Source organism: Arthrobacter sp. FX8 (assembly GCF_026723805.1).
GTDB lineage: Bacteria > Actinomycetota > Actinomycetes > Actinomycetales > Micrococcaceae > Arthrobacter.
The window spans coordinates 3,116,846-3,138,571 of sequence record NZ_CP113505.1; the positions used below are offsets into that span (position 1 = coordinate 3,116,846).

Consider the following 21,726-nt stretch of genomic DNA (forward strand, 5'->3'; position numbering starts at 1 on the left):
GAATTGTCCCCTTTCAGACCGCAAATTTGGGTCCGGGGCCGATAGTACAGGCCAGCAGCGATTTCCCGGGAACGCGCTCACCGTGCACGGCCGGAACGCAGGCACATCCGCAGCATAGGATCTTCTCATGGCCCAGCTCATCGCACCAGACGTCAGCCTCCACTCATCCTGGCTTGAGGCAGCGGCAGAGTTTGCCGGTGCCCGGCAGGACGGTGCGGGCGCAGACAGCTGGTCCCCGGACGATCTCATCGGTGCACAGGCGTTCAGCCGGTTCGTTGACGTCCTCATCAAAGACGCCAGGCCGGAAACGGTGCGGAAGCCCGGCTACGTGCCCTGCACCTACCTGTGGATTGTCGACGGCGGCACGTTCCTCGGCTCGCTGGCCATCAGGCACAGCTTGAACGACTACCTCCTCAACGAAGGCGGGCACATCGGCTACAGCGTCAGGCCCTCCGCGAGGCGGCGCGGCCATGCAGCGAAAGCGTTGGCAGACGCGCTTCCCCTGGCGCGTACGCTGGGGATCGAACGGGTGCTCCTGACCTGCGACGAGGCCAATGCCGGATCGAGGGCCACCATTGAAAAGAATGGCGGGCAGTACGAAGACACGCGCAACGGCAAGCGCCGCTATTGGATAGAGAACGCCTAGCCCATGGGGAAAGCCCCCGCGCGAGTCTAGCTCCAGCGCAGGGGCCTCCAATGCTTCCTGCCGGGGAACTGACGTGGAAGCAGTTAAGAAATTACCGGTCGGTAGCCTGCCTAAATGCCCAAAACCGGCACCTTCGGCCAATCTTGAGCCAACCTTGAGCGGAACTCACTGCTCGATCTCATCGGAACTCAGTCCGTTGGCCCCGCCGCGGCATCCGGATCCTCTTCCGGTTCAAAGGTGTTGGGCTCGGCGCCGTCGGAAATCCCGACGCCGTCCTTACCACCGGGGATCCCGCCGTCGGCATTGCCTTTGCCGGCCGCCGAGCCTTCCGGCGGCTCATCCCCGGGCAGTGAATCAGGTGAATTGATGGACATCGCTCCTCCTTCTGTGGCTGGGCCTCCACGCTAACAGCCCCCGACCCAAAAGGCGCCGGAAGGCGGCCATCTCCTGAAGTCAGCGGCCCAGTTCCGCGGCCCGCTGCTGCCTCAGGATGTAGCGCTGCAGCTTGCCCGACGGCGTCTTTGGCAGGTCCTCAACGAAGTGGATGCGGCGCGGGTAGGCGTGTGCGGCGAACTGCGTCTTGACCATGGTCTGCAGTTCGGCCACCAGGGCATCACTGCCGGTGGTCCCTTCCGCCAGGACAACATAAGCCTCCAGGACTTCTCCGCGCAGTTCGTCGGGAGCGCCCACCACGGCAGTTTCCAGGACCGCCGGATGGGTGGCCAGGACGCTCTCCACATCGAAAGGGCCAATCCGGTAGCCGGCCATGATGATCACGTCGTCATCACGGGAGGAGAAGAAATAGTAGCCGTCCGCGTCCACCATGCCCGCGTCGCCGGTCAGGTACCACTTGGCGTCCGCACTGAATCTTTCCGCCGTCTTTTCCGGTGCGTCCTGGTACCCCTTGAACCACATCATGGGGCTATCTGCCACATTGACGGCAACCCGGCCCAGTTCACCCGGCGCGGCCGGCTCGTCGGCGTTGTCCTTGAGGACCGCACAGCTCCACCCCGGCAGGGGCCGACCCATGGAACCCGGCCTGAGTTCCGTCCGCACGCCGTCATGCCAGGCATTGATGATCATCATCCCGTGTTCGGTCTGTCCGTAATGGTCCCGTACCGGAACCCCCAGCACCTCCCGGGCCCAGCTGATCACCTCCGGGGTCAGCGGTTCGCCGGCGGACGAGGCGCGCCGAAGGTGGAAAGGACTGATTCCGGCGCCGGCTTTCGCGCGCATGGTGCGGTACACGGTGGGGGCAGCCGCGAAGTTGGTGACGGAAAACGCCTCCAACACTTTGTAGCTGAGTTCCGGCGAGAAACCCGGGCGCAGCAGGAGGTTCCGCCGCCCTGCCGCCATGGGACCGAGGATCCCGTAGTACAGGCCGTAGGCCCAGCCGGGATCTGCGGCATTCCAAAAACATCCTCGTCACTGACGTCCAGGCCCAGCTCGACGTACTGGCGGAACGCGGCCAACGCCCGGACGGGCACCGGTACGCCCTTGGGTGCACCGGTGGTTCCGGACGTGAAGATCAGCACCAAATCACCGTCACCTCCCACAGCTTCGGCCGCGATCCCCGGTTGCTGCCTGGCAAGGAGCGGCGTGAGCGCCAGGTCCGGCAGGGATGCTTCTGCGCCGGCAACCACGACGGCGGCGGCGGTTTCCTGGATCTTCGCACGCTGGTCGGCGTCGGTGATCACAGCCTTTGCGCCGGAGGCTGTGAGGCGAAGCTCGATGGCCGGCCACGCGAAGGCGGTGAACAGCGGCACGTGGACGGCGCCGCGGCGCCAAATAGCCAGGAGCATCACCACCAGGTCCGCCGACTTTCCCATCAGGGTGGCCACCGCATCTCCCGGACCTATTCCCAACTCCGCCAAGGCGGCGGCTCCCCGTTCCGAGCGTTCCCGGAGCTCGCCGTAGGTGATGTCCTCGGCGGAAAGGTCGGCACCAACCACCGTAAAGGCAACGGCGTTGGGATCGTGGCTGTCACACAGGAGTTCGGCCGCGCAGGCGTCGGCCGCACCGTAGGTGGAAAGAAGGGCATCAACGGCTGGGACCGGACGGGACATTCATTCTCCTTTGAACAATGTGACCTGGAACAGCGGCACCTGGAAACAGCGGCCTCTGTAACGCAGTGGAATAAACGTACTGCAGGTCAGCCCCTGCCGCCCGGCGGCCTGATGATGCGCCGCTGGGCAGCGGCCGCGATGGCGGCGGTGCGGTTGTCCACGCCGAGCTTGCCGTAGATGTGCACCAGGTGGGTCTTCACCGTCGCCTCGGAAATGAAGACCTGCCTGGCGATGGCGCGGTTGGACAGGCCCGTGGCCAGCAGCTCCAACAGCTGCACCTCCCGGGGGTCAGCGAAGTGCCGGGGTTGCTGATCCGGTCCATCAGCAGCGCAGCCGCCCGCGGCGCCAGGGCCGTCCCGCCAGCAGCCGCCTGCAAAACCGCCTGCCGCAGCTGGTCCGGCGGCGCATCCTTCAGCATGTACCCGCTGGCTCCCGCCTCGACGGCCGCCAGGATGTCCGCGTCGGTGTCGTACGTGGTGAGGATGAGTACCGGCGGAGCGGCGTGAAGTTTGCGGATCTCGGCAGTGGCCGTGACACCGTCCATCCCCTCGCCCATTTGCAGGTCCATGAGGACCACATCCGGCGCCTCGCCTAGCGCCGTCAGCCGGGCCAGTTCCTTCAGCGCAGCGGCCCCGTCAGCGGCCTCGGCGGCGATGGAAATGCCCTCGATTCCGGTGAGCATGGCACGCAGCCCGGCACGGACCACGGGGTGGTCGTCCACCAGCAGGACGCGCACCTCACCCACGGGGACCACCGTCCAGCGGCAGCCGGATGGCCACCACGGTGCCCTCGCCGGGCGCGGACTCCAGTGCAAGCGTCCCGTTCAATCCGGCGACCCGCTCCCGCAGCGAGCGCAGCCCGAACCCGCTGCCGTCCGCTGCGTCCGCGGCACCGGCCGCAGCGGCGGGATCAAAGCCCGTGCCGTCGTCGTAAATGTCCATGGTCACCTCGGTGCCCAGAAAGGCAAGGGTGACGACGGCGTTCGCTGCCCGGGAGTGTTCGCGGACATTCGCGAGGCTCGCCTGCGCCGCCCGCAGCAGGGTCACGCGGACCGGCTGGGGCAGATCCTGCGGCTCACCGTCCACCTCCAGCCGGCACCGCAGCGCCACCCCAGCGGCCGCAGCGCCCGCCTCCGTCTTGCCGCACAACCGGCGCAGGGCCTCCACCAAAGTGGTCCCCTCCAGCTGTGGCGAGGACAGGCCGCGGACGAAGCTGCGCGCCTCCGCCAGGTTGTCGGCGGCGGTCTGCTGCACCAGCGCCAGCCGTGAGGATGCGGTCGCGGCATCACCATCGGCAAGGGACTGCTCCGCCGCCCGTCCCAGGAGCACGATGCTGGACAGGCCCTGGGCCAGGGTGTCGTGGATTTCCCGGGCCAGCCGCTCCCGCTCCGCCAGCATCCCGGCGTCGTGCTGGGACCTCGCCAGCTCCTGCCGCGTCCGGCGCAGTTCGTCGGCCGCACGCCGCTGGTTTTCGGCCTCGCGGTACAGGGCCGCGTACGCCAACCCGGTGATTACCGAGAAGACCGCACCCAGCACAGGGCCCACCACGGCCGCGGCGTGCGGCACCGGGGCGCCGCTGGCAGCCCACTGGGAGGCAACCACCGCCACCGTCATCAGCGCGATGGTCAGCAGCGCAGCCCGCCGGGGCAGCAGGTGCAGGTGCAGGAAGAAGATGGGGAACGCCAGCCACGCAAAGTCCGCACTCCCGGCAAGCAGCAACGCCCACAAGCCCGTGACCAGGGCCAGCCAGAGCAGGCCGTAACGGCGGGGGTTGAAGCCGATCCGGGCTTCCGCGTGGCGCTTTTCGAGGACCGTTCCGGCCAGGTACACAGCAGCGAGGACCACGGCGGCGCCCGCCCACAGCCAGCGCAGGGAACCACCGGACATCAGCATCCGGACCAGGGCCACGGCCAGCAGCACCGCGAACCCCGTGTGCAGGGTGACCCGCAGGACCCGAAGGATTGCCGCCGACGATGCGTTTTCCAGCGCATCCAACGGCCCCGTCGCGGGGATGCCGCCGGCCTTCTCCGGTGGTTGCGGCAGGGGCGTGGCAGGCATTTCCCCAGCTTATGCCGGGACCGCCTGCAGGGGATCAACCGAACGGTTGACTCCCGGCTCAACCCTTCCATCCCGGAGGATCAACCGTCCCCGCGATGCCGCCGGGGGCAGCCCCCGGGAGAGTGGAAGGACACAAGAATCCACCCCTGCTGAGAGAAGAAACAACGTGTTCCTGGCAATCCGCGATATCCGCTTCGCCAAAGGCCGGTTCGCCATGATGGGCGGCGTCGTAGCCCTGATCACCCTCCTGCTGGTCATGCTGTCAGGCCTGACAGCGGGCCTGGCCGAGCAGTCGACGTCGGCCATCGACAAGCTGGGCGCGGCCGGCACCAGGCCGGTGGATACCATCGTCTTCGGCGCTCCCGGTTCCGCCACCCCCAAGGCGTCCTACACGGAAAGCTCCGTGACGGCCGCCCAGGTGGAGCGCTGGAAGAACCAGCCCGGCGTCAGGTCCGCAGAGCCGCTGGGCATTACCCAGGCCCGGGCCCAGACCGCCAAGGGGTCGGGCACGGCCAACGTGGCGGTTTTCGGCGTTTCCCCGGGAAGCCCGCTGGCACCCGTTGAGGTGTCCGCCGGCACCGCGGTGCTGGGCACCTCGGTTGCGGAGGCTCTGTCGGCCGGCCAAGGCGACAAAGTCTCCCTGGGCGGCGCGGAGCTTTCCGTCGCCGCGGTGGTGCCGGATCAGTGGTACGCACATACCAGCGTGGTGTGGACGGCCCTGCCGGCGTGGGCCAAGGCAGCGCACGTGTCCGACGGCGGACAGCTGGCGACCGTCGTCGCCGTCACCTACGCCCCGGGGGCCACGGTGGATGGCGCCGCCGTCGACGCAGCCGCGCATACGGTCAGCGCCTCACGCACCGGGTCCTTCCAGGCGCTGGGCTCCTTCAAGAGCGAGAACGGGTCCCTGACCCTGATGCAGGCGTTCCTGTACGGGATCTCGTCACTGGTGATCGTGGCATTCCTGACCGTATGGACCATCCAGCGGACCCGGGACATTGCCGTGCTGAAAGCCATGGGCGCGCCCGGTGCCTACATCCTCCGGGACGCCCTGACCCAGGCCGCGATCGTCCTCACCGCCGGTGCCGCCGTAGGTGGAGCCGTGGGCGTCGCGGCCGGTTCCCTTGCCGCCCAGGCTGCCCCGTTCCTGCTGAACGCTGGCACCACGGTGCTTCCCGTCGTCGGGATTGTTGCCCTGGGCCTGGCCGGCGCCGCACTGGCGGTCCGCCGCGTGACCAAGGTCGACGCGCTCCTGGCGCTCGGCGGCAACTAATCCACCCTTACGAAAGGAACGCCATCATGCCCTCCCCCACCCCCGCTCCCCTGAGCCTGGTCAACGTCACCCTCGAATATCCGGACGGCGGCGGAACCACCACCGCCCTGGACCGGGTCAGCCTCACGGCCCCGGCCGGCCAGCTGGTTGCGCTCGTGGGCCCTTCGGGCTCCGGCAAATCAAGCCTCCTGGCCGTCGCCGCCACCCTGGTCCGCCCCTCCCACGGGCAGGTCATGATTGACGGCACCGATACCGGTGGCCTCAGGGACAAGGAGCTCACCGCGCTGCGCCGGCACAAGGTGGGCATCATCTTCCAGCAGCCCAACCTGCTGCCCTCGCTCACCGCCGTCGAACAGCTCATCATCAGCGACCACCTGCGCGGAAAGCCTGCCAAGGCGGCTCGGACGAAGGCCGCGGAACTGCTGGACGTCGTTGGCCTCTCCGCGAGCGCCAGGAAACTGCCGCACCAGCTCTCCGGCGGCCAGCGCCAGCGGGTGAACATCGCCCGGGCACTCATGGGCAGCCCCAAGGTGCTGCTGGTGGACGAGCCAACCGCCGCTCTGGACCATGAACGCAGCGCCTCGATCATCGGGCTCCTCCGCCAGGTAACCACCGGGTTCGGGGTGGCCACCGTGATGGTCACCCATGACACCGAGTTCGTGCCGCTGACGGACGTGGTGGCCACCATGCGGGACGGCAGGCTGACGGCGCCGGTGCTGACGGGGGCGTAGGGGCCCCTGTCCTCACCCCAGGTGGTGCACCGTAAACGCCGTCAGGAACCCCACGGCCGCGGTGAGTCCGGTCAGGTTGTGGTGCTCCTCGAAGGCCTCGGGAATCATCGTGTCCGCCAGCATGGCCAGGATGCCGCCGGCGGCAACGGAGGTGATGAATGCGACCAGCTCATCCGGGGCGTCCTCCAGCGCCACATATCCCAGCAGCGCTGCCACTCCGCTCAGGAGCGCAATGCCGCCCCAGAGCCCGAACACGTACCCCCTGCTCCGGCCCGCCTTCTTCATGCCGGCGGTGCCGGACAGGCCCTCCGGCACGTTGGAGATGAAGACGGCTGCCAGCATGGCAGGACTCACCGCTCCGCCGGCCAGCAGGCCGACGCCCAGGACCACCGATTCCGGGACGCCGTCCAGCAGTGCACCGACGGCGATGGCGGTGCCGCTGCCCGGATTGTCCTTTTCGGAGGGCTGCTGGTCCCCGGACCGCTTGCGGTGCTTGGCGCCGGCCCTGGCCAGGAGCACGTTGGCGCCCACGTACACCACTGCCCCCGCCAGGAAGCCCGCCACCGTGGGCCAAAGGCCACCGCCCTTGACCGCCTCGTCCACCAGTTCAAAGGCAAGGGCCGAGATCAGCACACCTGCGCCGAAAGCCATGACCGTCGAGACGATTTTGGAGGGGATGGACCACCGCCAGGACACGGCAGCTCCCAGGACCAGGGCAGCACCGGCACCGGTGCCCCATACAAGTGACATCAACCAGGTAGGCATACCTCTTCCGTCCCCAGCGCGGCGGCAATGAAACAAGGGGCAGCAGTGCACCCGGTCACCCTCCACGCGCAGAATTGATGGGATCTTGAGGCAAACCTTGCCATCCCTAGACATTGCAGGTCCACGCTTTAGCCATAGGACCAAACCAGCTTGTGGGGAGCAGGAAGTCATGGGAAGCAGAACAGCGTTGGACAACGAGGTCACAACCGTGGGAGGCGTGCTGACGGACAAGCAGCCGCTGGATTTCCACACGTTGGGACTGGCCGGGTGCATTGACCGGCTTACCGCCCCTCTGAGGCAGCGCGGGACCTCGGTCCACTGGGATACTCCGCACTGGGGCGTCGAGATCCCGGCGGACTGCGCGTCCCTCCTGTACCAGTCGGCCCGGGAGGCGCTCAGCAACGCGTTCAAATTCTCGTCCGCGTCCACGCTCAGCATCCAGCTGGCGGCTGTTGACCACGGCATCCGCTTGGTAGTGGCCGACGACGGCACGGGCTTCGACAGCATCCTCGCCAAGAGCGGGCGGCACCACGGCTACGGCCTGCGGCTCATGGCGGTCGCCGTGCAGGAAGCGGGCGGCGCAGTGGAGATCAGTTCCAGCCCCGGCCAAGGCACCAGCGTGACGGTGACGCTGCCGCTGGACTGACCCGCCGGCTCGCGATGCCGGCATAAAGACTCGGATGCCCGCCGTTGCTGGGACGGCGGGCATCCGTACGCCTTATGAAGACCCGCCAGGGAATCAGCGGGAAAGCTTGGCGGCGTCCGGTTCCAGGTCGCCGATGTGACCGGGCGCGTTGGCGGCCAGGACCCGTGCCACGAAGGCCGCATACTCTTCCATGTAGTGGCTGAGGAACTTGGCGGTGGACCCGTCCTTGACCTCGCCGTCGTCGCCGAAAACCTTGGGATCGTACTTGACGTAGGCCTCCGGCGCATTCAGCTGCGGTGCGTCCAGGAAGCTCAGGACGGCCCGCATGGAGGACTGCATCACGGCCGTCCCGATGCTGCCAGGTGAGGCGCCGATGATGCCGGTGGGCTTGCGGGCAAAGGAGTTGGTGCCCCAGGGCCGGGATCCCCAGTCGATGGCGTTCTTGAGGGCTCCCGGGATGGAACGGTTGTATTCCGGGGACACGAAGAGGATCCCGTCCGCGGCCTCGATGGCTTCCTTGAGGGCCCGGCCCTCCGGCGGGAAGTCGGCGTCGTAGTCGTAGCTGTACAGCGGGAGGTCCTTGATTGGGATCTCCGTGAATTCCAGTTCCCCGGGCGCGAGTTTGATCAGGGCCTTGGCCAGAACCCGGTTGATGGAGCCGCTGGCCAGGCTGCCCACGAAATATCCGATCTTGTACGTTGCCATGAGTGGTCCTTTCCAACAGCCGGGCCGCGCCGGCTGGGTCGGTTTGGGTTGGAAATGGCGCCGTCCCAGCAGCCCGGAGGGGCGAAGAAACGGCGGTTGGTGCTCACTGCTTCACCAGTCCAGCACACAAGCCCTGCTGCGGCCAGAGTGCGTGGGAGGTCCTTGACACGTCATGGAGCGAAGCGCTGAATGAGGGGTACCGCGAACCAGCGCCACGAGGAGCAGCCATGACTGAAGATCGCTCACGGAACGACGACGACGACCGGGTCCACGCTGAATCGCCCGCCGAAGGCGATCCGGACGCCGACCCTGCCGACATCCGCGTCCACTCCCAGGACCCCGCCGAGGGAGCAGACGACGACGGGGACCCCGCCAGGAAATAGCCGCCCGGACGCCAGCCCCGGCCCAGCAGCCAACCGTCCCGCCTGGCAAAATCCCCTTGCACGCACGCCACCTGTCTACTACGTTGTAGGTCATCGAGAAAGCGCTTTCCCACTATCGGGACTTCCGCGCGCAGCAATCACCAGTGGAATTGGATGACATGACGGACAACACCCTCATCAGGTGGATCGACGGGCAGGTACCCGCAGAAATCAGCGGCGGAACCACGTGGGGGATGCCGTTCCCGCGCGGCACCGCGCAAGGTGTGGAGGCGTTGTCAGTTGCGGACGGCAGCGGCACGCCGGTCCCCAACCAGGCCTGGCCCCTGGCCACCTGGCCGGACGGGTCCCTGAAGTGGGCGGGCATTGCGCTGCCGGCAACGGACACGCCCTCGGACACCTATCAGGTGAGGGCCGACGGCGGCACGGCCGCCGAACCCAGGCAGCCGTCGTCGGCCGGCGCGTCCGTCACGGTCACCGAAAGTGCGGACACCCTCACCGTGGACACCGGCGTCCTGCAGATGGTGATCAACCGCGGCGGTTCCACCCTGTTCAGCACCCTTTCCCGGAACGGGCGGGAAGTTGCCCGGGACGCCCGGCTGGTCAGCCTGCTGCAGGACAGCGTCCCCGAGGGCGCGGGAACGGTTGGCCGGGACGCCTTCACCGGCGGGGTCACCGCCGTCGTCCTGGAACAAAGCGGCCCCGTGCGGGCGGTGGTGCGGCTGGAAGGCAACCACCGTCCGGACACTCCAGAAAGCGGAAAGCGGGACTGGCTGCCGTTTGTGGTCCGCTTCTACTTCCATGCCAACGCCCGCAGCGTGCGGATGGTGCACTCTTTCATTTGGGACGGAGACGCGGACCAGGACTTCCTGGCAGGACTGGGCGTGCGGTTCACGGTGCCACTGGCGGCGGAGCTGCACAACCGGCACATCCGCATCGCCGGAGCCGACGGCGGGTTCCTCGCCGAGGCAGTCCGCGGCCTCACCGGACTCCGCCGCGACCCGGGCGAGGACGTACGGGAGGCGCAGATTAACGGCCGCCCCACTCCCCCGCCGGATACCTGGAATCCTGACGTCTCGACCCGCCTCCACCTGGTTCCCACGTGGGGCGACTACACCCTCAGCCAGCTCAGCGCCGACGGATTCGAGCTGCGCAAGCGCACCGCCGCCGGCCACGGCTGGGTGGGAATCACCGGCGGCACCCGCGCCGGCGGCTTCTGCTCCCTGAGCGATACCCGCGGCGGACTCGGGGTGGGCATCAAGGACTTCTGGCAGTCCCACCCGGGCCAGCTGGACATCCGCGGCGCCGCCACCGGCGAGGCCTCGCTCACGGCGTGGCTGTTCTCCCCGAGGCCCAGCCCATGGACCTGCGTTTCTACCACGACGGCCTGGGCCAGGAAACGTTCGAGGAACAGCTCGACGGCCTGGAAATCACGTATGAGGACTATGAGCCGGGCTTCGGCAACCCCACGGGAATTGCCCGCACCCACGAGTTGACCCTGTTCGCCTACGATGCCACCGCGCCCACCGAAAGCCTCGCGGCCGACGCCGCCTCCGCTGCCACCCCGGCCCTGCTGCAGGCCACACCGGAGTATCTGCACTCGGCGGGCGTCTTTGGCGACTGGGATCCGGTGGACCGGAGCACTCCCGCGCGGGCCGTGCTTGAAGACCGGTTGGACTTCCTGTTCGATTTCTACGCCGGCCAGGTGGAACAGCGGCGCTGGTACGGCTTCTGGAACTACGGCGACGTGATGCACACCTACGACTTTGACCGGCACGTGTGGCGGTACGACGTGGGCGGCTACGCCTGGGACAATTCGGAACTGTCCCCCGACCTGTGGCTCTGGTATTCCTACCTGCGCTCCGGCCGGGCGGACATCTTCCGCTTTGCCGAGGCCATGACCCGGCACACGGGAGAAGTGGACGTTTACCACCTGGGTCCCTGGAAGGGGCTCGGCTCACGGCACAACGTCCAGCACTGGGGCTGCAGCGCCAAGCAGCTGCGGATCAGCACGCCGGCCTACCGGCGTTTCTACTACTACCTGACGGCGGACGAGCGCACCGGGGACCTGCTGACCGAACTGGTGGACAGCGACCAGAACTTCCTGGGTCTTGACCCCGTGCGCAAGGTCCGCCCGGATGCCGACACCTACCGCCCCAACCGCGGCGCACTTGGCGTGGGGCTGGGGACGGACTGGGGTTCCCTCGCCGTAACCTGGCTGACGGACTGGGAACGCACCGGCAACCCGCGTTCCCGCGACCGGCTGCTGGGCACCATGGCGGACATCGGGGCGCTCAAGTACGGCTTCCTCACCGGTGAAGCGCTGTATGACCTGGACAAGGGCCGGTTCGACACCGGCCGCGAGCAGATGCAGGTCTCACACCTCAGCGCGGTGTTCGGCCTGGTGGAAATCTGCAGCGAGCTGGTGGACCTGGTGCCGGACCCGGAGTTCGAGCGGGCCTGGCTGCAGTACTGCCGGCTCTTTCTGGCATCGAAGGAGGAACAGGTGGAAGCCGTGGGCCGGCCGCTCGACGGCATCCATCTCACCCAGGCCCACAGCAGGCTGACGGCCTACGCGGCGGCCAGGTTGCAGGACCCCGAACTGGCAGCCCGGGCATGGGAAAGCTTTGCCGAAGGCGGGGAGCACCTGAACCACGAATCGGCCTTCACCCTGCGGAAAATCGAGCCGCCCCACGTGCTGGCGCCCGTGGACGAGGCGCCGACGGTGTCCACCAATGACACCGCCCAGTTCGGGCTGGCAGTCATCCAGAACCTGGCGCTCGTGGGCCGGTACCTGGACTGACACTCCTGCGTGGCACAAAACCGCGACGGCGGCACCTGGCCGGGTGCCGCCGTCGTCCGTTTTCCCCCATGACCAAGTTGGACTCTGGAAACATCCAAGATCAAAAGGTATGTTAGTAAGCATGCTGATGATTCTTCCCGAGTCATTGGTTTCCGGTAGCAAAGCGAAGGAGACGTTATGAGCACGAAGGTGGAAAAACGCATTCTGGTGAACGTACCGGTGAGCACCGCTTATAACCAGTGGACCCAGTTCGAGGAATTCCCGCACTTCATGGGCGGCGTCAAGAGCGTGACCCAGCTCAGTGACGACCGGCTGGAATGGGTGGCCGAGATCGGCGGCGTCCGCAGGCAATGGGAAGCCAAGATTTTGGAGCAGGTCCCGGACCGCAAAGTTGCGTGGGCCGCGACCGAAGGTGCCACGAACGCCGGCGCTGTGGAGTTCGAGGACGTGGGAGGCGGCCAGACCTCAATCCGGCTGAGCCTCGAATACGAGCCCGAAGGCCTGATCGAGAAGGTGGGCGACAAGCTCAACGTCGTGGACCGGCAGGCGGAATCGGACCTGCAGAAGTTCAAGGAATTTGTTGAGGACGAAGGCTACGCCAGCGGCGCCTGGCGCGGATCCGTCAATGCCGGCTCAGCTGTGGGCACGCCCGGTGTTGAACATGCAGGGGGCTCCCGCGGCGATTCCGGCAAGGCCGGCGTCTCCAGCAAGGTTGCGGCCGGCGTCGGCATCGCAGCGGCTGCGGGCGCAGCAGCGGCCATGGCTGCCAGCGGCAACAAGGAAGACACCGAAACGCGTGACGTGACGGTTACGCAGACCACTCCCGCGGTCCCGGCAGAACCGGTTGTACCCGCAGAGCCCCTCACCACCGGCGCCACCACCGGCAGCGCCTACCCGGGCACGGGGACAACTGATACCACAACCCCAGGCACGACGTCGGGGGCCGGCTCCACCGGCTCGGTCGCCGACCTGGGCGATGACAGGATCGGCCACGCTTTTGACCAGACCAACGGCCTCGTGGACACCACCGGCGAGTCCGATGACACGGTTGCCGGCGAAAACCTGAGCGCCGGCGAACGGCGCGAGGACGACCGAAACGCCGACGGCGGCCTTCCGCCTGTGGGTGGCAACCTCGGCGGCCACTGACCCGTCCCAACCGAAGAACCAGCGCCGCCCGCCTTTCCCCCAAAGGCGGGCGGCGCTTTGCCGTCACTGCTTAGTTTGCGGCCCCCGGGATGACGGCGCCGTCCTGGATGACGAACTCAAGATGGTCAGCCATGTCGGCAAGCACAGCAATGTCCTGTACCGGATCAGCCGTCAGGACGAGCATGTCGGCGTCCGCTCCGGGCGCGATAATTCCAATTTCACCGGGCCTTCCCAGCAACTCGGCGGCCGTGGTGGTCGCGGCACGGATAGCGCCGATGGCCGGCTGGACCTTTCCCAGCAGCCTGAACTGTTCGTTCTGGTGACGATGCATGCCGCCCAGCAGGTCTGAACCGTAGACCAGCTTCACGCCTGCTTCGTGGGCCTGGGCAATGGCTTCAAGTCCACTGTTTAGGACAGAATCCACTTTGGCCCACATCTCCTCCGTCAGCCCGGACTCCCGTCCTTCTTCCTTCAGGGCCCAATATGTCACAAGGGTGGGCACCAGGAAGGCGTCCTTTTCCAGGAAGAGACGAAGGCTCTCGTCATCAAGAAGGTTGCCGTGTTCGATCGACCTGACTCCTGCCTCCAGGGCCCGGTTGATGGCGCGGGCAGTGTAGGCGTGCGCGGCGACGTACCGGTTGGCCGCCTCCGCTTCCTCCACGGCGGCCCGCATTTCATCGCGCGAGTACTGGGTGGAGTCGATGCGATCGGTGGGGGACGATACCCCTCCTGAGGCCATGATTTTGATGTGGTGGGCTCCCTTGCGGAGCTCGTCACGGGCCGCGGCGCGCACGGCGTCCACACCATCGGCAACCCGGCCGATCCCGCAGCAGCCTTTGCGGTTTGGCTCATGGTCCTCGCCGGGAAGGCGCATATCGCCGTGGCCACCCGTCTGGCTGAGGGCCCGCCCGCAGAAGTGAAGCTTGGGACCCTCAAGAAGCCCTTCGGCCTGCGCCTTCGCCAGGCCGAAATCTGCACCTGAAAGGTCACGGACGGTGGTGAAGCCCCGCCGCAGCATACCCTGCATGATTCGGGCGGTCTGCGCATACACATAGGAGGGCGGAGTCCAGGTCAGCGAACGGAAGTCCGCGCTCGAGGCCACGACGTGCACGTGGGCGTCAATGAGGCCCGGGATGACATATTTGCCCGTTCCGTCGATGATCTGCGCTTCTTCCGGAGCATCCGCACCCTTCTCTACGCTCCTGATTTTTCCGTCTGCTGTGACTACGTCGGCGACCGAGAAGGTGCCGACGTGAACGTCCAGGACACTGGCGTTCCTAATGACAAGTGGTTGGGTGGATTGAGTCACGGGCGGACTGCTTCCTTTCCGGTAAAGACGGTTTGGTCTGAATTGATAAAGGCCGACGCGATCTCTTCGGTCGCAGCGGACACAACTGCTGATGCGGTGCTGAGGCTCCGATCGGTGTACTTTCCCTCGGCATCAAGCAGTGCCAACACACCCACCACCGCACCGCCGGAGACCACGGGAATATTGATGACCGCACCGCATCCGAGGGACTGAATCAGGGCAACATCAGTAAACACTTCGGCCAGCGACTCCAGATCGGGTGCCAGGAATGGCCGCTGCTTAGCTATGACGGTTTCCAGCCAGCCTGCAGAGATTTCCACTGACTTTTCAGCACCCAGCGGGTACTCCTCTGGATGGCTGGTGAACACACGCCGCAATACGGAGTCTGCCTGCAGCCAACGGAGGGCGGTGAACAGGATGACCCCAGGCTCCTGGCGCAATTCTCCGTAAACGGCCTGGAGTGCTGCGTCGACTTTCGATCCGTTCATTTGCCGCCTCCCACTACGGCCGGGCGCTCCGGTTCAGTGCGGGCGTTGATATCTTCCAAGGACTTGCCCGCTGTCGACGTTCCAAAGATGACCACACCCAGAACGCCGACTGCCAGGACCACCGTGGTCATGGTGAAGACACCGCCGAAGCCCAGGGTTGCGGCGAACACACCGATGATGGACGGGGCCAGGATGCTTCCCACCCTGCCAACGGCACTTGCCAGCCCTACGCCGGTAGCCCGCATCCACGTGGGGAAAAGTTCCGGCGTGTATGCGTAAACGCCGGCGTAGGTGCCGTTGAGGAAGAAGGAAAGCGTTGCTGCCGCCACCAGGATCATCCCGGCATCGCTGGATTGGCTGAGCCAGAACGCGCTGAGGGCCGAGCCCGCCAGGTACAGGGCGATGGTGTTCTTGCGGTCGATGCGGTCGCAGAGCCAGGCGGCGGAGAAGTAGCCGGGGATTTGGGCCAGGTAAATGATGATGGAGTATTCGAAGCTCTTGGTGACCGTGATTCCGCGCCCCACAAGAAGGGTGGGGATCCAGGAGAAGAATCCGTAGTAGGAGAAGGTGATGACGAACCAAATCAGCCAGATCACGGCGGTCCTGCGACGGAGGGCCGGCGACCACATGACCTTCAGGGCGTTCCAAATGCTGATTTTTTGCCCATGCTTGGCAATATCCTCGACGCCTTCCTCCACTGCCGGCAACTCCTTGCCTGTTGCGCGGAGGACCTTCTGCTCGAAGCCTTCAACCACGCGTTGGGCCTCCGCCGCACGGCCTTGACTCATGAGGAAGCGGGGTGATTCAGGCAGGCTGCGGCGCCACCAGAGGAGCAGCAGGATGGGAACTGCCGTGATGACCTGCGCCCACCGCCATCCGTCGTCGCCCACGGGGACGACGAACCGTCCGATGAATGCGGCGGCAACGAAGCCGAAGGAGAAGAACCCGGCCAGCGTCCCGATGAACCAGCCACGCCGCTTGGGCGGGATGAACTCTGAGAGGAACGGGGCGATGATGACGCTTTCCGCGCCAGCGCCGAGCCCTGCAAGGACACGTGCAACGAGGAAGACTTCAAAATTGGGCGCCATGGCAGCAACCACGGACATGGCGCAGTAGAAGGCAAGGGCCCACAGCATGACCTTCTTGCGCCCGAACCGGTCCCCCATCCAGCCGGAAAGAATAGCGCCAAAGAAGAAGCCCAGCGGTGCAGCGGAGCCAACCAGGCCCAGGGACGCCGTGCTGAGGCCCCAGAGTTCCTGGATGCGGGGCAGCAGGAAGGCCACGACCGCGCCGTCCATGCCGTCAAAGGAGTATCCAAGCCCTCCGATAAGGAGAAGCTTGTAGTGTGGACGACTGAGTGGGAGCCGGTCCAGGCGAGCTGTTAGAGACATGGGAATCCTGCCGAAGTGGGCCAAGTTGTACAGTTTTTAGAATTTGCACAGATCCGTGCATGTAGATTGAAGTTACGTGGATCACTTGCGGAGGTCAATAGGTGAAACAAGAAGTTAACAGCGCCACCTTGACCGAATGGCTCGACGGCCAGGCCCAGGGACGCAAGCTTGCAGCCCGGCAGCTGCAGGTACTGGGTGTCCTTCGATCCCAGCCCCGGCTGGCCTCCTACGGTTCAGTCAGCGACATAGCGGCCGCGGCATCGTCGAACGCGTCGACCGTGACCCGCACCGCCCAAACGCTTGGTTTCAAGGGGTGGGCTGAGTTTCAATTCGAGCTCCGCTCCCGGTTCCTCGCATCGCTGAGCGCAGTCGAAATCGCCGCCGAACACAACGGCCACGTCAGCAGCCCGGCGCAGGCCTCGCTGACCACCGATCGGTCCAACCTGGCGCACCTGGAGCGGACCGTGGATCCGGGCGTGGTCCATGCGGTTGCCGAGGCCATCGCAGGTGCGCGGCAAACCCTCATTATTGCTGCCGGCAGTTATGCCATTCCGGGTAAGGCGCTGGAACACAACGCCATCATTGCCGGGTACGACGTCAGGCTGTTCGACGCCGACGTGGCGGCACTGACCAATGCTGTGGCTCGCCTGACGCCGGACGATCTGGTCATTGCCATCAGCCTTTGGCGCGTCTATGACAGCACCGTCCGGGCCGTGGACATCGCACACAGTCTCGGCACCAGGATCGTTACCATCACGGACACCGCCAGCTCACCGGTTGCGGAACATGCAACGGACCGGATTGTGGTGCCTGCCGAAAGTGCGGGCTTCTTCCCCTCCCTGACGGGCGCAGTGGCGGCGGTGCAGGCTGTGGCTGTTGAGCTCGCTTCCTTGGATCGCGATCGGTCGACGCGGAGTATCGCGGCTTCGGAACGCACCTGGGACCAGATGCGGATCATGCACCCGCGGCCCAGTTCATAAGCTGCCCAATGATAGGACCGGCAGAGGTAGCCGTTCAGGTGGGTGGCCGGTGTATCGGTACTGATGTGCGCGCGGCTTCATCGGAACAACTCACGGTGATGTTCAGCGGTTCACGTCTTCTCTTTTCAGCGGGTCCTTAGCCTCTTTCGACCCGCCCTTCACACCCATAGCATCAGCGCATTAGAACAGCCGGATGCTTGGCAGCTTTTTGGAGGTGGAGGGGAAAGCAATGAGCGCTGACCGGAAACTTTCCCCGTGGAAAGGTCTTGCGCTTGTCGCGGCACAGGCCCTTCTCCTCGGAGGGTGCGCGCAAGGCGGTGCGCCTCCGTCACCAACAGCGTCGCCCTCATCCGAACCAATGCAGTCCCCCTTGTCCGGACCAACGCGGTCAGCTTCAGCCAAGTCGGGCAGTCCGGCCTGTGACCTGATCACACCCGAGATCGCCGTAAAGATCGATCCTGGTTTGGCCCAAATGGGCCCAGGGGGCAAACCGGCGGGGAGCCAGGGGTATGTGTGCAGTTACATGAGCAAGGCGGAGAAGGTCCTTGCGCTCACCGTTTCACTGACCTCACCCGCGTCGGCGGCGGAGATCGCCGAAACGAAAAAGACACCGGACTGCTCGGTCATTGAGGGCATCGGTGATTTCGCATGCATGCAGTGGTCGGGCTGGTTCCGCGGCGAGTCCGGCGGGGCGTCGGCAAACACGGTGCTCAAGGCTGTCCGCGGCAACGAGTCGCTCGACCTGCGGATCGTGGCCATGCCGCCAATGTCACCGGACACCCCGGGACCGGACGGCGACGCCGCGGCGCGCGCACTTGCCCAGGCCCTTGTCGAGGGCGGGTGGGGCAACGGGGCTGAACTCCGTGTACCGCCCGCCCCGCCCGTCGGTCCCCAGACTGAGACGAACAATCCCGTATGTGCCTTGGTAAGCGTAGACGCGCTCAAGCAGGCCTTTGGCACCACAACGCAGGCGCAGGTTCTCCCGGGTGAGGGTAACTGTCGGTACCAATTTGGTGCTCTGGGTACGCCCGGGGCGGACTCGCTCAAATTCGCCATCGAGCTCCATCAAGGCGGTGCGTCCGCGCTCTCGGGGCCTATGCCGCCTGATGGCCAAAGCATCGAAGGCGTTGGAGACAAAGCAATCCTGCTAATCCGATCAGACCCGGGCGGACCCAAGGCTCTCCGGCCGCCAAGTGATGTACCGGTTACCTACATGTCACTGATGGTGGCCCGCGGCCAGAACATGGCCATATTCGTCGCAGAGATCCTGATCTCACCAGCTGGACCCACCGAAGAGCAGGTTAAGGAACAGTTCGTCACCTTGGTCAAGGGGATCGACTTCTGAGACAGCCCCTGCCCGCCCCAACAAGCTCTGGGACGGAAACCAACGGGAGGAGGACCCCGATGCATCCAGAAGCCAGCAGCAAAGTGCTGGAGCCTTACGGCGGAAGGGCCGAAGACACAGCCATGGTCCGCAAGTCCTATGCCTTGATCACCCAACCACCGGCGTCTGGATCGACTCCGCCGATCCTCGGTCCGACCGAGCCAGGTGAATGCAACGTCTTCCACAGGTCGTGGCAGCACGAGGCGCAATTGGATCCCTCCATGGGCTTCGCGCTGGCCGAGATCTTCAACGCCGGCAATCGAGGCATGGGCATGGTTCTCTTTGATGTGCGGAGCGCGCCTCGGGAGACGCTCGCCAAAGCGGACTTTGACTACAGCCCGGAGCTGATGGCTCGCTGCGCCATGTTTGACCAGACACTTTCCTCAGCCAATGGACCCCAGAGGTTCACCATTCAACTTCTCCCTGGTCCGGACATTGGTGAGAAGGCGTACCTGACCAAGGAATCCTTCGACGGCAACGCTGTTGGGGTCGGGGCTCCGCGTCCTTGCCGGAACGGTGTCTCTGGACATGGGTGCCAACACAGGTGCGGCGATAACTGAGGAAGAGGCACTGACCCTGATGTCGCAGATAGCGCAGGAGTTTGTCGACGAGATGAAGAATCCTCACTAGCGTGAAGCATTCCGGCGGCTATTGGTGCCCCGCCGTGGCCGCCTTGCCGCGAGCCGGGAACAACTGCGCCCCCCGCCGCCAGACGGGCAGACGCTTAAGCACGCGCCGCGTTCCAGCGCACTGCGTCGGAACGGGGGCCCGTCGTCGTCCCACAGCACCCCTCCGCACCTATGGCAGCGCCAAATCTTTGGGCTCTGGCCTCCCGATCGACGACATGAAAAAGGCGCGCCCCGAGTAGCTGAGCGCGCCCTTCCCGATCCTCCATATAGCCCTTAATCAGGCTGCATCTGCATGATGACTTCGCCGGAGTCCGGCGGCTTACCTGGCCTTGCCTGCGTAGAAGACAGCCGGTGAGGCCGGCGTCTGCATGCCCTCACCGATGAAGAAGCTGGGGTGCGGAGGCTGGTTGTAGCCGACCGTCTCGCGGGCCACGCCGGTCCGGTACATGGGGTCGTGCATCAGGGTGCGGAGCCGGACCTCGGTGGGAGAGGTGGTGGTGTAGATCCGCAGCTCGGTGCTGTCGGCGGAGGGGAACACCAGTTCCTCGCGCCAGTCACCCAGCAAGTCGGCCTGCAGTGACGGGTTGCCCTTGGTGCCGTTGTTGGTCCTAGCGCCGGTGGCTGTCAGGAGCCGGTCGCTGGTTTCGGTTTCCCAGTTCCACTTGGAGATGGTGGGTACGCCCACGCCTGCCTCGGCATTGAAGTCGTGGTCAACGATTTCCCGCAGCAGGTCGCCGTCCCACCAGGCCATGAAGTTGGCCGCCGGGATCTTGTCCGAAATCCGCTCGCCCTTGGCCGACATCAGGAACCCCGCCGGTGAGTTCCAGGCAGCGTCACCGCCCACGGCCCAGCTTTCCGAGCCTGGGAACCGGGGGTCGATGTCGCCGGTGGCGCCTCGGCCGGTGTCCTTGACAGCGGGAATGCTCCAGAGCACTTCACCGGTGGCGGAGTCGCGGAAGGTGGCACCGCGATTGCCGCTCGCGGACATGCTCTCGTGTACGGCGAACGTCTCAAAGCCCGGCCGCGAGGGGTCAAGGTCGCCGGTGTGGATGGCGTCCCCGTGGCCCAGCTTGGTGTTGTACAGCGGCGTGCCGTCGTCGTCGATCGTCATGGAGCCGAAGACGAACTCATCCCTGCCATCCTGGTCCACGTCCGCCACAGACAGGTTGTGATTGCCCTGGCCCTTGTATTCGGCCCCGGCCACGTCGGAATCGAACTTCCACCGCTTGACCAGTTTGCCGTTGACCAGGTCGTAGGTGACCAGGACCGTGCGGGTGTAGTAGCCACGGCTGAACATCATGGACGGGTGCTCACCATCGAGGTACGCCACTCCGGCAAGGAAACGGTCCACGCGGTTGCCGTAACCATCACCCCAGGCGGCTACGCTCCCGCGCGGCGGATCGTAAGGAACCGTGTCCATAATGGTGCCGCTGGCACCGTTGAACACTGTGAGGAATTCCGGCCCTGACAGGACGTAGCCGGCGCTGTTGCGGTAGTCAGCCGCAGCATCGCCAATGACGGTCCCCGCCGCATCGGTGGTGCCGTCCGCAGTCTTGAAAGCCACGTCGCCTTTGCCGTCGCCGTCGAAGTCATAGGCCAGCATCTGGGTGTAATGGGCGCCGGCACGGATGTTGCGGCCAAGGTCGATTCGCCAAAGCTTGGTGCCGTCCATCTTGTAGGCGTCCACGTACACATTGCCGGTGTAGCCGGACTTGGAGTTGTCCTGGGCGTTGGACGGGTTCCAGAGCTGGATGATTTCGTAGCCGCCATCGCCGTCCAGATCCGCCACACTCGAATCGTTGGCCGTATAGGTGTACGGCTTGCCGTCCTTGCTGACGCCGTCGGCGGGCTTGTCCAGTTTGATGGGCAGGTAGTTCTGCGCCAGCGGACTGAATTCGGCACTGAGCTTGTCCTGCCCGTTGCCGTTCCCGACCGTCTTGATGACGTACTTCGAGGCCGCCGTTCCCGCAGGATCCACATAGGTGGTGGTGCTGCGGATGGGCTCGTCGGTGATCTGGACGCCGTCACGGATGACGTGGAAGCCCACGCTGTCCTTGTCCAGGCCGAGCATCCGCCAACCCAGGGTGACGCCCCGGTCCGTGAGCACAGCCACGGGGGCACGGTCCAGGGTTTCCACCTGGCGTGTGGGCCCGGACGGTGCCGGGGCGGCGGGGCTGGCCTGGGCGGCCGGCCCGGCCTGGCCGGGATCAGCAGCAGCAAGCGGGACGCCAGTGAAAGCCAGTGCTGCGGCGAGCGTTGCCGCCGCTGCGGCCGGCGCGGCCTTCCAGGCCCTGCCCGCTGGGGATTGCGGGGAACACATTGAGGATTGT

18 protein-coding genes and 3 pseudogenes are annotated in these 21,726 nt (G+C 65.8%); 10 read left to right on the plus strand and 11 right to left on the minus strand.

Annotation, left to right across the window (positions count from 1 at the left end; genetic code table 11):
- The first annotated feature begins 127 nt into the window (after positions 1–127).
- Positions 128–646: a GNAT family N-acetyltransferase gene (locus OUO20_RS14590; RefSeq protein WP_268002026.1), complete on the plus strand. Its 519-nt coding sequence runs from the start codon at positions 128–130 to the stop codon at positions 644–646.
- 188 nt (positions 647–834) lie between these two features.
- On the opposite strand, the gene OUO20_RS14595 is transcribed toward OUO20_RS14590, so the two are convergent.
- The 5 genes and pseudogenes from OUO20_RS14595 to OUO20_RS14615 all read right to left on the minus strand — a co-directional run bounded on the left by OUO20_RS14595 (position 835) and on the right by OUO20_RS14615 (position 4,769).
- The gene (locus OUO20_RS14595) at positions 835–1,020 is read right to left on the minus strand and encodes a hypothetical protein (RefSeq protein ID WP_268002027.1); all 186 of its coding nucleotides are present in this window, start codon (positions 1,018–1,020) and stop codon (positions 835–837) included.
- A gap of 79 nt (positions 1,021–1,099) precedes the next feature.
- Positions 1,100–1,564: an AMP-binding enzyme gene (locus tag OUO20_RS21715; protein WP_442781141.1), complete on the minus strand. Its 465-nt coding sequence runs from the start codon at positions 1,562–1,564 to the stop codon at positions 1,100–1,102.
- A 78-nt stretch (positions 1,565–1,642) separates the two neighbouring features.
- A pseudogene (locus tag OUO20_RS21720) lies at positions 1,643–2,712 on the minus strand (AMP-binding protein); the annotation flags it as partial.
- 86 nt (positions 2,713–2,798) lie between these two features.
- Positions 2,799–3,457, minus strand: a pseudogene (locus OUO20_RS14610) (response regulator).
- Complete coding sequence (locus OUO20_RS14615) at positions 3,450–4,769, minus strand: sensor histidine kinase (RefSeq protein WP_268002029.1); 1,320 nt, start codon at positions 4,767–4,769, stop codon at positions 3,450–3,452. The pseudogene OUO20_RS14610 and the gene OUO20_RS14615 overlap by 8 nt, the downstream one beginning before the upstream one ends.
- A gap of 166 nt (positions 4,770–4,935) precedes the next feature.
- On the opposite strand from OUO20_RS14615, the gene OUO20_RS14620 reads away from it, so the two are divergent.
- Both OUO20_RS14620 and OUO20_RS14625 read left to right on the plus strand, forming a co-directional pair.
- Positions 4,936–6,039, plus strand: a complete 1,104-nt coding sequence (locus OUO20_RS14620; RefSeq protein ID WP_268002030.1) for an FtsX-like permease family protein — start codon at positions 4,936–4,938, stop codon at positions 6,037–6,039.
- Between the two features lie 26 nt (positions 6,040–6,065).
- On the plus strand, positions 6,066–6,770 hold the full coding sequence (locus OUO20_RS14625) for an ABC transporter ATP-binding protein (RefSeq protein ID WP_018770691.1): 705 nt from the start codon (positions 6,066–6,068) through the stop codon (positions 6,768–6,770).
- 12 nt (positions 6,771–6,782) lie between these two features.
- Here OUO20_RS14625 and OUO20_RS14630 read toward each other — a convergent pair whose 3' ends face one another.
- Complete coding sequence (locus OUO20_RS14630) at positions 6,783–7,535, minus strand: ZIP family metal transporter (protein ID WP_056391631.1); 753 nt, start codon at positions 7,533–7,535, stop codon at positions 6,783–6,785.
- A 169-nt stretch (positions 7,536–7,704) separates the two neighbouring features.
- Between OUO20_RS14630 and OUO20_RS14635 the strand changes: the two genes are divergently transcribed.
- Positions 7,705–8,181 carry a sensor histidine kinase gene (locus OUO20_RS14635; protein WP_018770693.1) on the plus strand — a complete coding sequence of 159 codons (477 nt, stop codon included), beginning with the start codon at positions 7,705–7,707 and terminating at the stop codon, positions 8,179–8,181.
- A 93-nt stretch (positions 8,182–8,274) separates the two neighbouring features.
- Here the strand turns inward: OUO20_RS14635 and OUO20_RS14640 are convergent, their stop codons facing one another.
- Positions 8,275–8,886 (minus strand): NADPH-dependent FMN reductase, encoded by a 612-nt coding sequence (locus OUO20_RS14640; RefSeq protein WP_018770694.1) that lies wholly within the window; start codon positions 8,884–8,886, stop codon positions 8,275–8,277.
- A 227-nt stretch (positions 8,887–9,113) separates the two neighbouring features.
- On the opposite strand from OUO20_RS14640, the gene OUO20_RS14645 reads away from it, so the two are divergent.
- The 3 genes and pseudogenes from OUO20_RS14645 to OUO20_RS14655 all read left to right on the plus strand — a co-directional run bounded on the left by OUO20_RS14645 (position 9,114) and on the right by OUO20_RS14655 (position 13,215).
- Positions 9,114–9,269, plus strand: coding sequence for a hypothetical protein (locus tag OUO20_RS14645; RefSeq protein ID WP_018770695.1), 156 nt, complete (start codon positions 9,114–9,116; stop codon positions 9,267–9,269).
- A 226-nt stretch (positions 9,270–9,495) separates the two neighbouring features.
- Positions 9,496–12,069 (plus strand): annotated as a pseudogene (locus OUO20_RS21725) (exo-rhamnogalacturonan lyase family protein); the annotation flags it as partial.
- A 177-nt stretch (positions 12,070–12,246) separates the two neighbouring features.
- Complete coding sequence (locus OUO20_RS14655; protein ID WP_268002031.1) at positions 12,247–13,215, plus strand: SRPBCC family protein; 969 nt, start codon at positions 12,247–12,249, stop codon at positions 13,213–13,215.
- Between the two features lie 70 nt (positions 13,216–13,285).
- Here the strand turns inward: OUO20_RS14655 and OUO20_RS14660 are convergent, their stop codons facing one another.
- The 3 genes from OUO20_RS14660 to OUO20_RS14670 all read right to left on the minus strand — a co-directional run bounded on the left by OUO20_RS14660 (position 13,286) and on the right by OUO20_RS14670 (position 16,403).
- Positions 13,286–14,524, minus strand: a complete 1,239-nt coding sequence (locus tag OUO20_RS14660; protein WP_268002032.1) for a metal-dependent hydrolase family protein — start codon at positions 14,522–14,524, stop codon at positions 13,286–13,288.
- Entirely contained in the window at positions 14,521–14,892 is a 372-nt protein-coding gene (locus OUO20_RS14665) for a GAF domain-containing protein (protein WP_268002033.1), read from the minus strand. The genes OUO20_RS14660 and OUO20_RS14665 overlap by 4 nt, the downstream gene beginning before the upstream one ends.
- A 116-nt stretch (positions 14,893–15,008) precedes the next feature.
- Complete coding sequence (locus OUO20_RS14670) at positions 15,009–16,403, minus strand: MFS transporter (RefSeq protein WP_442781086.1); 1,395 nt, start codon at positions 16,401–16,403, stop codon at positions 15,009–15,011.
- Between the two features lie 101 nt (positions 16,404–16,504).
- On the opposite strand from OUO20_RS14670, the gene OUO20_RS14675 reads away from it, so the two are divergent.
- From OUO20_RS14675 to OUO20_RS14685, 3 genes are all read left to right on the plus strand, one after another.
- A complete protein-coding gene (locus OUO20_RS14675) occupies positions 16,505–17,383 on the plus strand; it encodes a MurR/RpiR family transcriptional regulator (RefSeq protein WP_026265989.1) in 879 nt (292 codons plus the stop codon).
- 523 nt (positions 17,384–17,906) lie between these two features.
- On the plus strand, positions 17,907–18,728 hold the full coding sequence (locus tag OUO20_RS14680; RefSeq protein ID WP_224084126.1) for a hypothetical protein: 822 nt from the start codon (positions 17,907–17,909) through the stop codon (positions 18,726–18,728).
- 59 nt (positions 18,729–18,787) lie between these two features.
- Complete coding sequence (locus OUO20_RS14685) at positions 18,788–19,327, plus strand: hypothetical protein (RefSeq protein WP_134165512.1); 540 nt, start codon at positions 18,788–18,790, stop codon at positions 19,325–19,327.
- 388 nt (positions 19,328–19,715) lie between these two features.
- Here OUO20_RS14685 and OUO20_RS14690 read toward each other — a convergent pair whose 3' ends face one another.
- Entirely contained in the window at positions 19,716–21,716 is a 2,001-nt protein-coding gene (locus tag OUO20_RS14690; RefSeq protein ID WP_268003444.1) for a rhamnogalacturonan lyase, read from the minus strand.
- Positions 21,717–21,726 lie beyond the last annotated feature (10 nt).

Bases quoted from the DNA above. Each gene is read 5' to 3' on its own strand.
- OUO20_RS14590 (WP_268002026.1), top strand. From the start codon at position 128: ATGGCCCAGCTCATCGCACCAGACGTCAGCCTCCACTCATCCTGGCTT.
- OUO20_RS14595 (WP_268002027.1), bottom strand. From the start codon at position 1,020: ATGTCCATCAATTCACCTGATTCACTGCCCGGGGATGAGCCGCCGGAA.
- OUO20_RS21715 (WP_442781141.1), bottom strand. From the start codon at position 1,564: ATGATGTGGTTCAAGGGGTACCAGGACGCACCGGAAAAGACGGCGGAA.
- OUO20_RS14615 (WP_268002029.1), bottom strand. From the start codon at position 4,769: ATGCCTGCCACGCCCCTGCCGCAACCACCGGAGAAGGCCGGCGGCATC.
- OUO20_RS14625 (WP_018770691.1), top strand. From the start codon at position 6,066: ATGCCCTCCCCCACCCCCGCTCCCCTGAGCCTGGTCAACGTCACCCTC.
- OUO20_RS14630 (WP_056391631.1), bottom strand. From the start codon at position 7,535: ATGCCTACCTGGTTGATGTCACTTGTATGGGGCACCGGTGCCGGTGCT.
- OUO20_RS14635 (WP_018770693.1), top strand. From the start codon at position 7,705: ATGGGAAGCAGAACAGCGTTGGACAACGAGGTCACAACCGTGGGAGGC.
- OUO20_RS14640 (WP_018770694.1), bottom strand. From the start codon at position 8,886: ATGGCAACGTACAAGATCGGATATTTCGTGGGCAGCCTGGCCAGCGGC.
- OUO20_RS14645 (WP_018770695.1), top strand. From the start codon at position 9,114: ATGACTGAAGATCGCTCACGGAACGACGACGACGACCGGGTCCACGCT.
- OUO20_RS14655 (WP_268002031.1), top strand. From the start codon at position 12,247: ATGAGCACGAAGGTGGAAAAACGCATTCTGGTGAACGTACCGGTGAGC.
- OUO20_RS14670 (WP_442781086.1), bottom strand. From the start codon at position 16,403: ATGTCTCTAACAGCTCGCCTGGACCGGCTCCCACTCAGTCGTCCACAC.
- OUO20_RS14680 (WP_224084126.1), top strand. From the start codon at position 17,907: ATGAGCAAGGCGGAGAAGGTCCTTGCGCTCACCGTTTCACTGACCTCA.
- OUO20_RS14685 (WP_134165512.1), top strand. From the start codon at position 18,788: ATGCATCCAGAAGCCAGCAGCAAAGTGCTGGAGCCTTACGGCGGAAGG.
- OUO20_RS14690 (WP_268003444.1), bottom strand. From the start codon at position 21,716: ATGTGTTCCCCGCAATCCCCAGCGGGCAGGGCCTGGAAGGCCGCGCCG.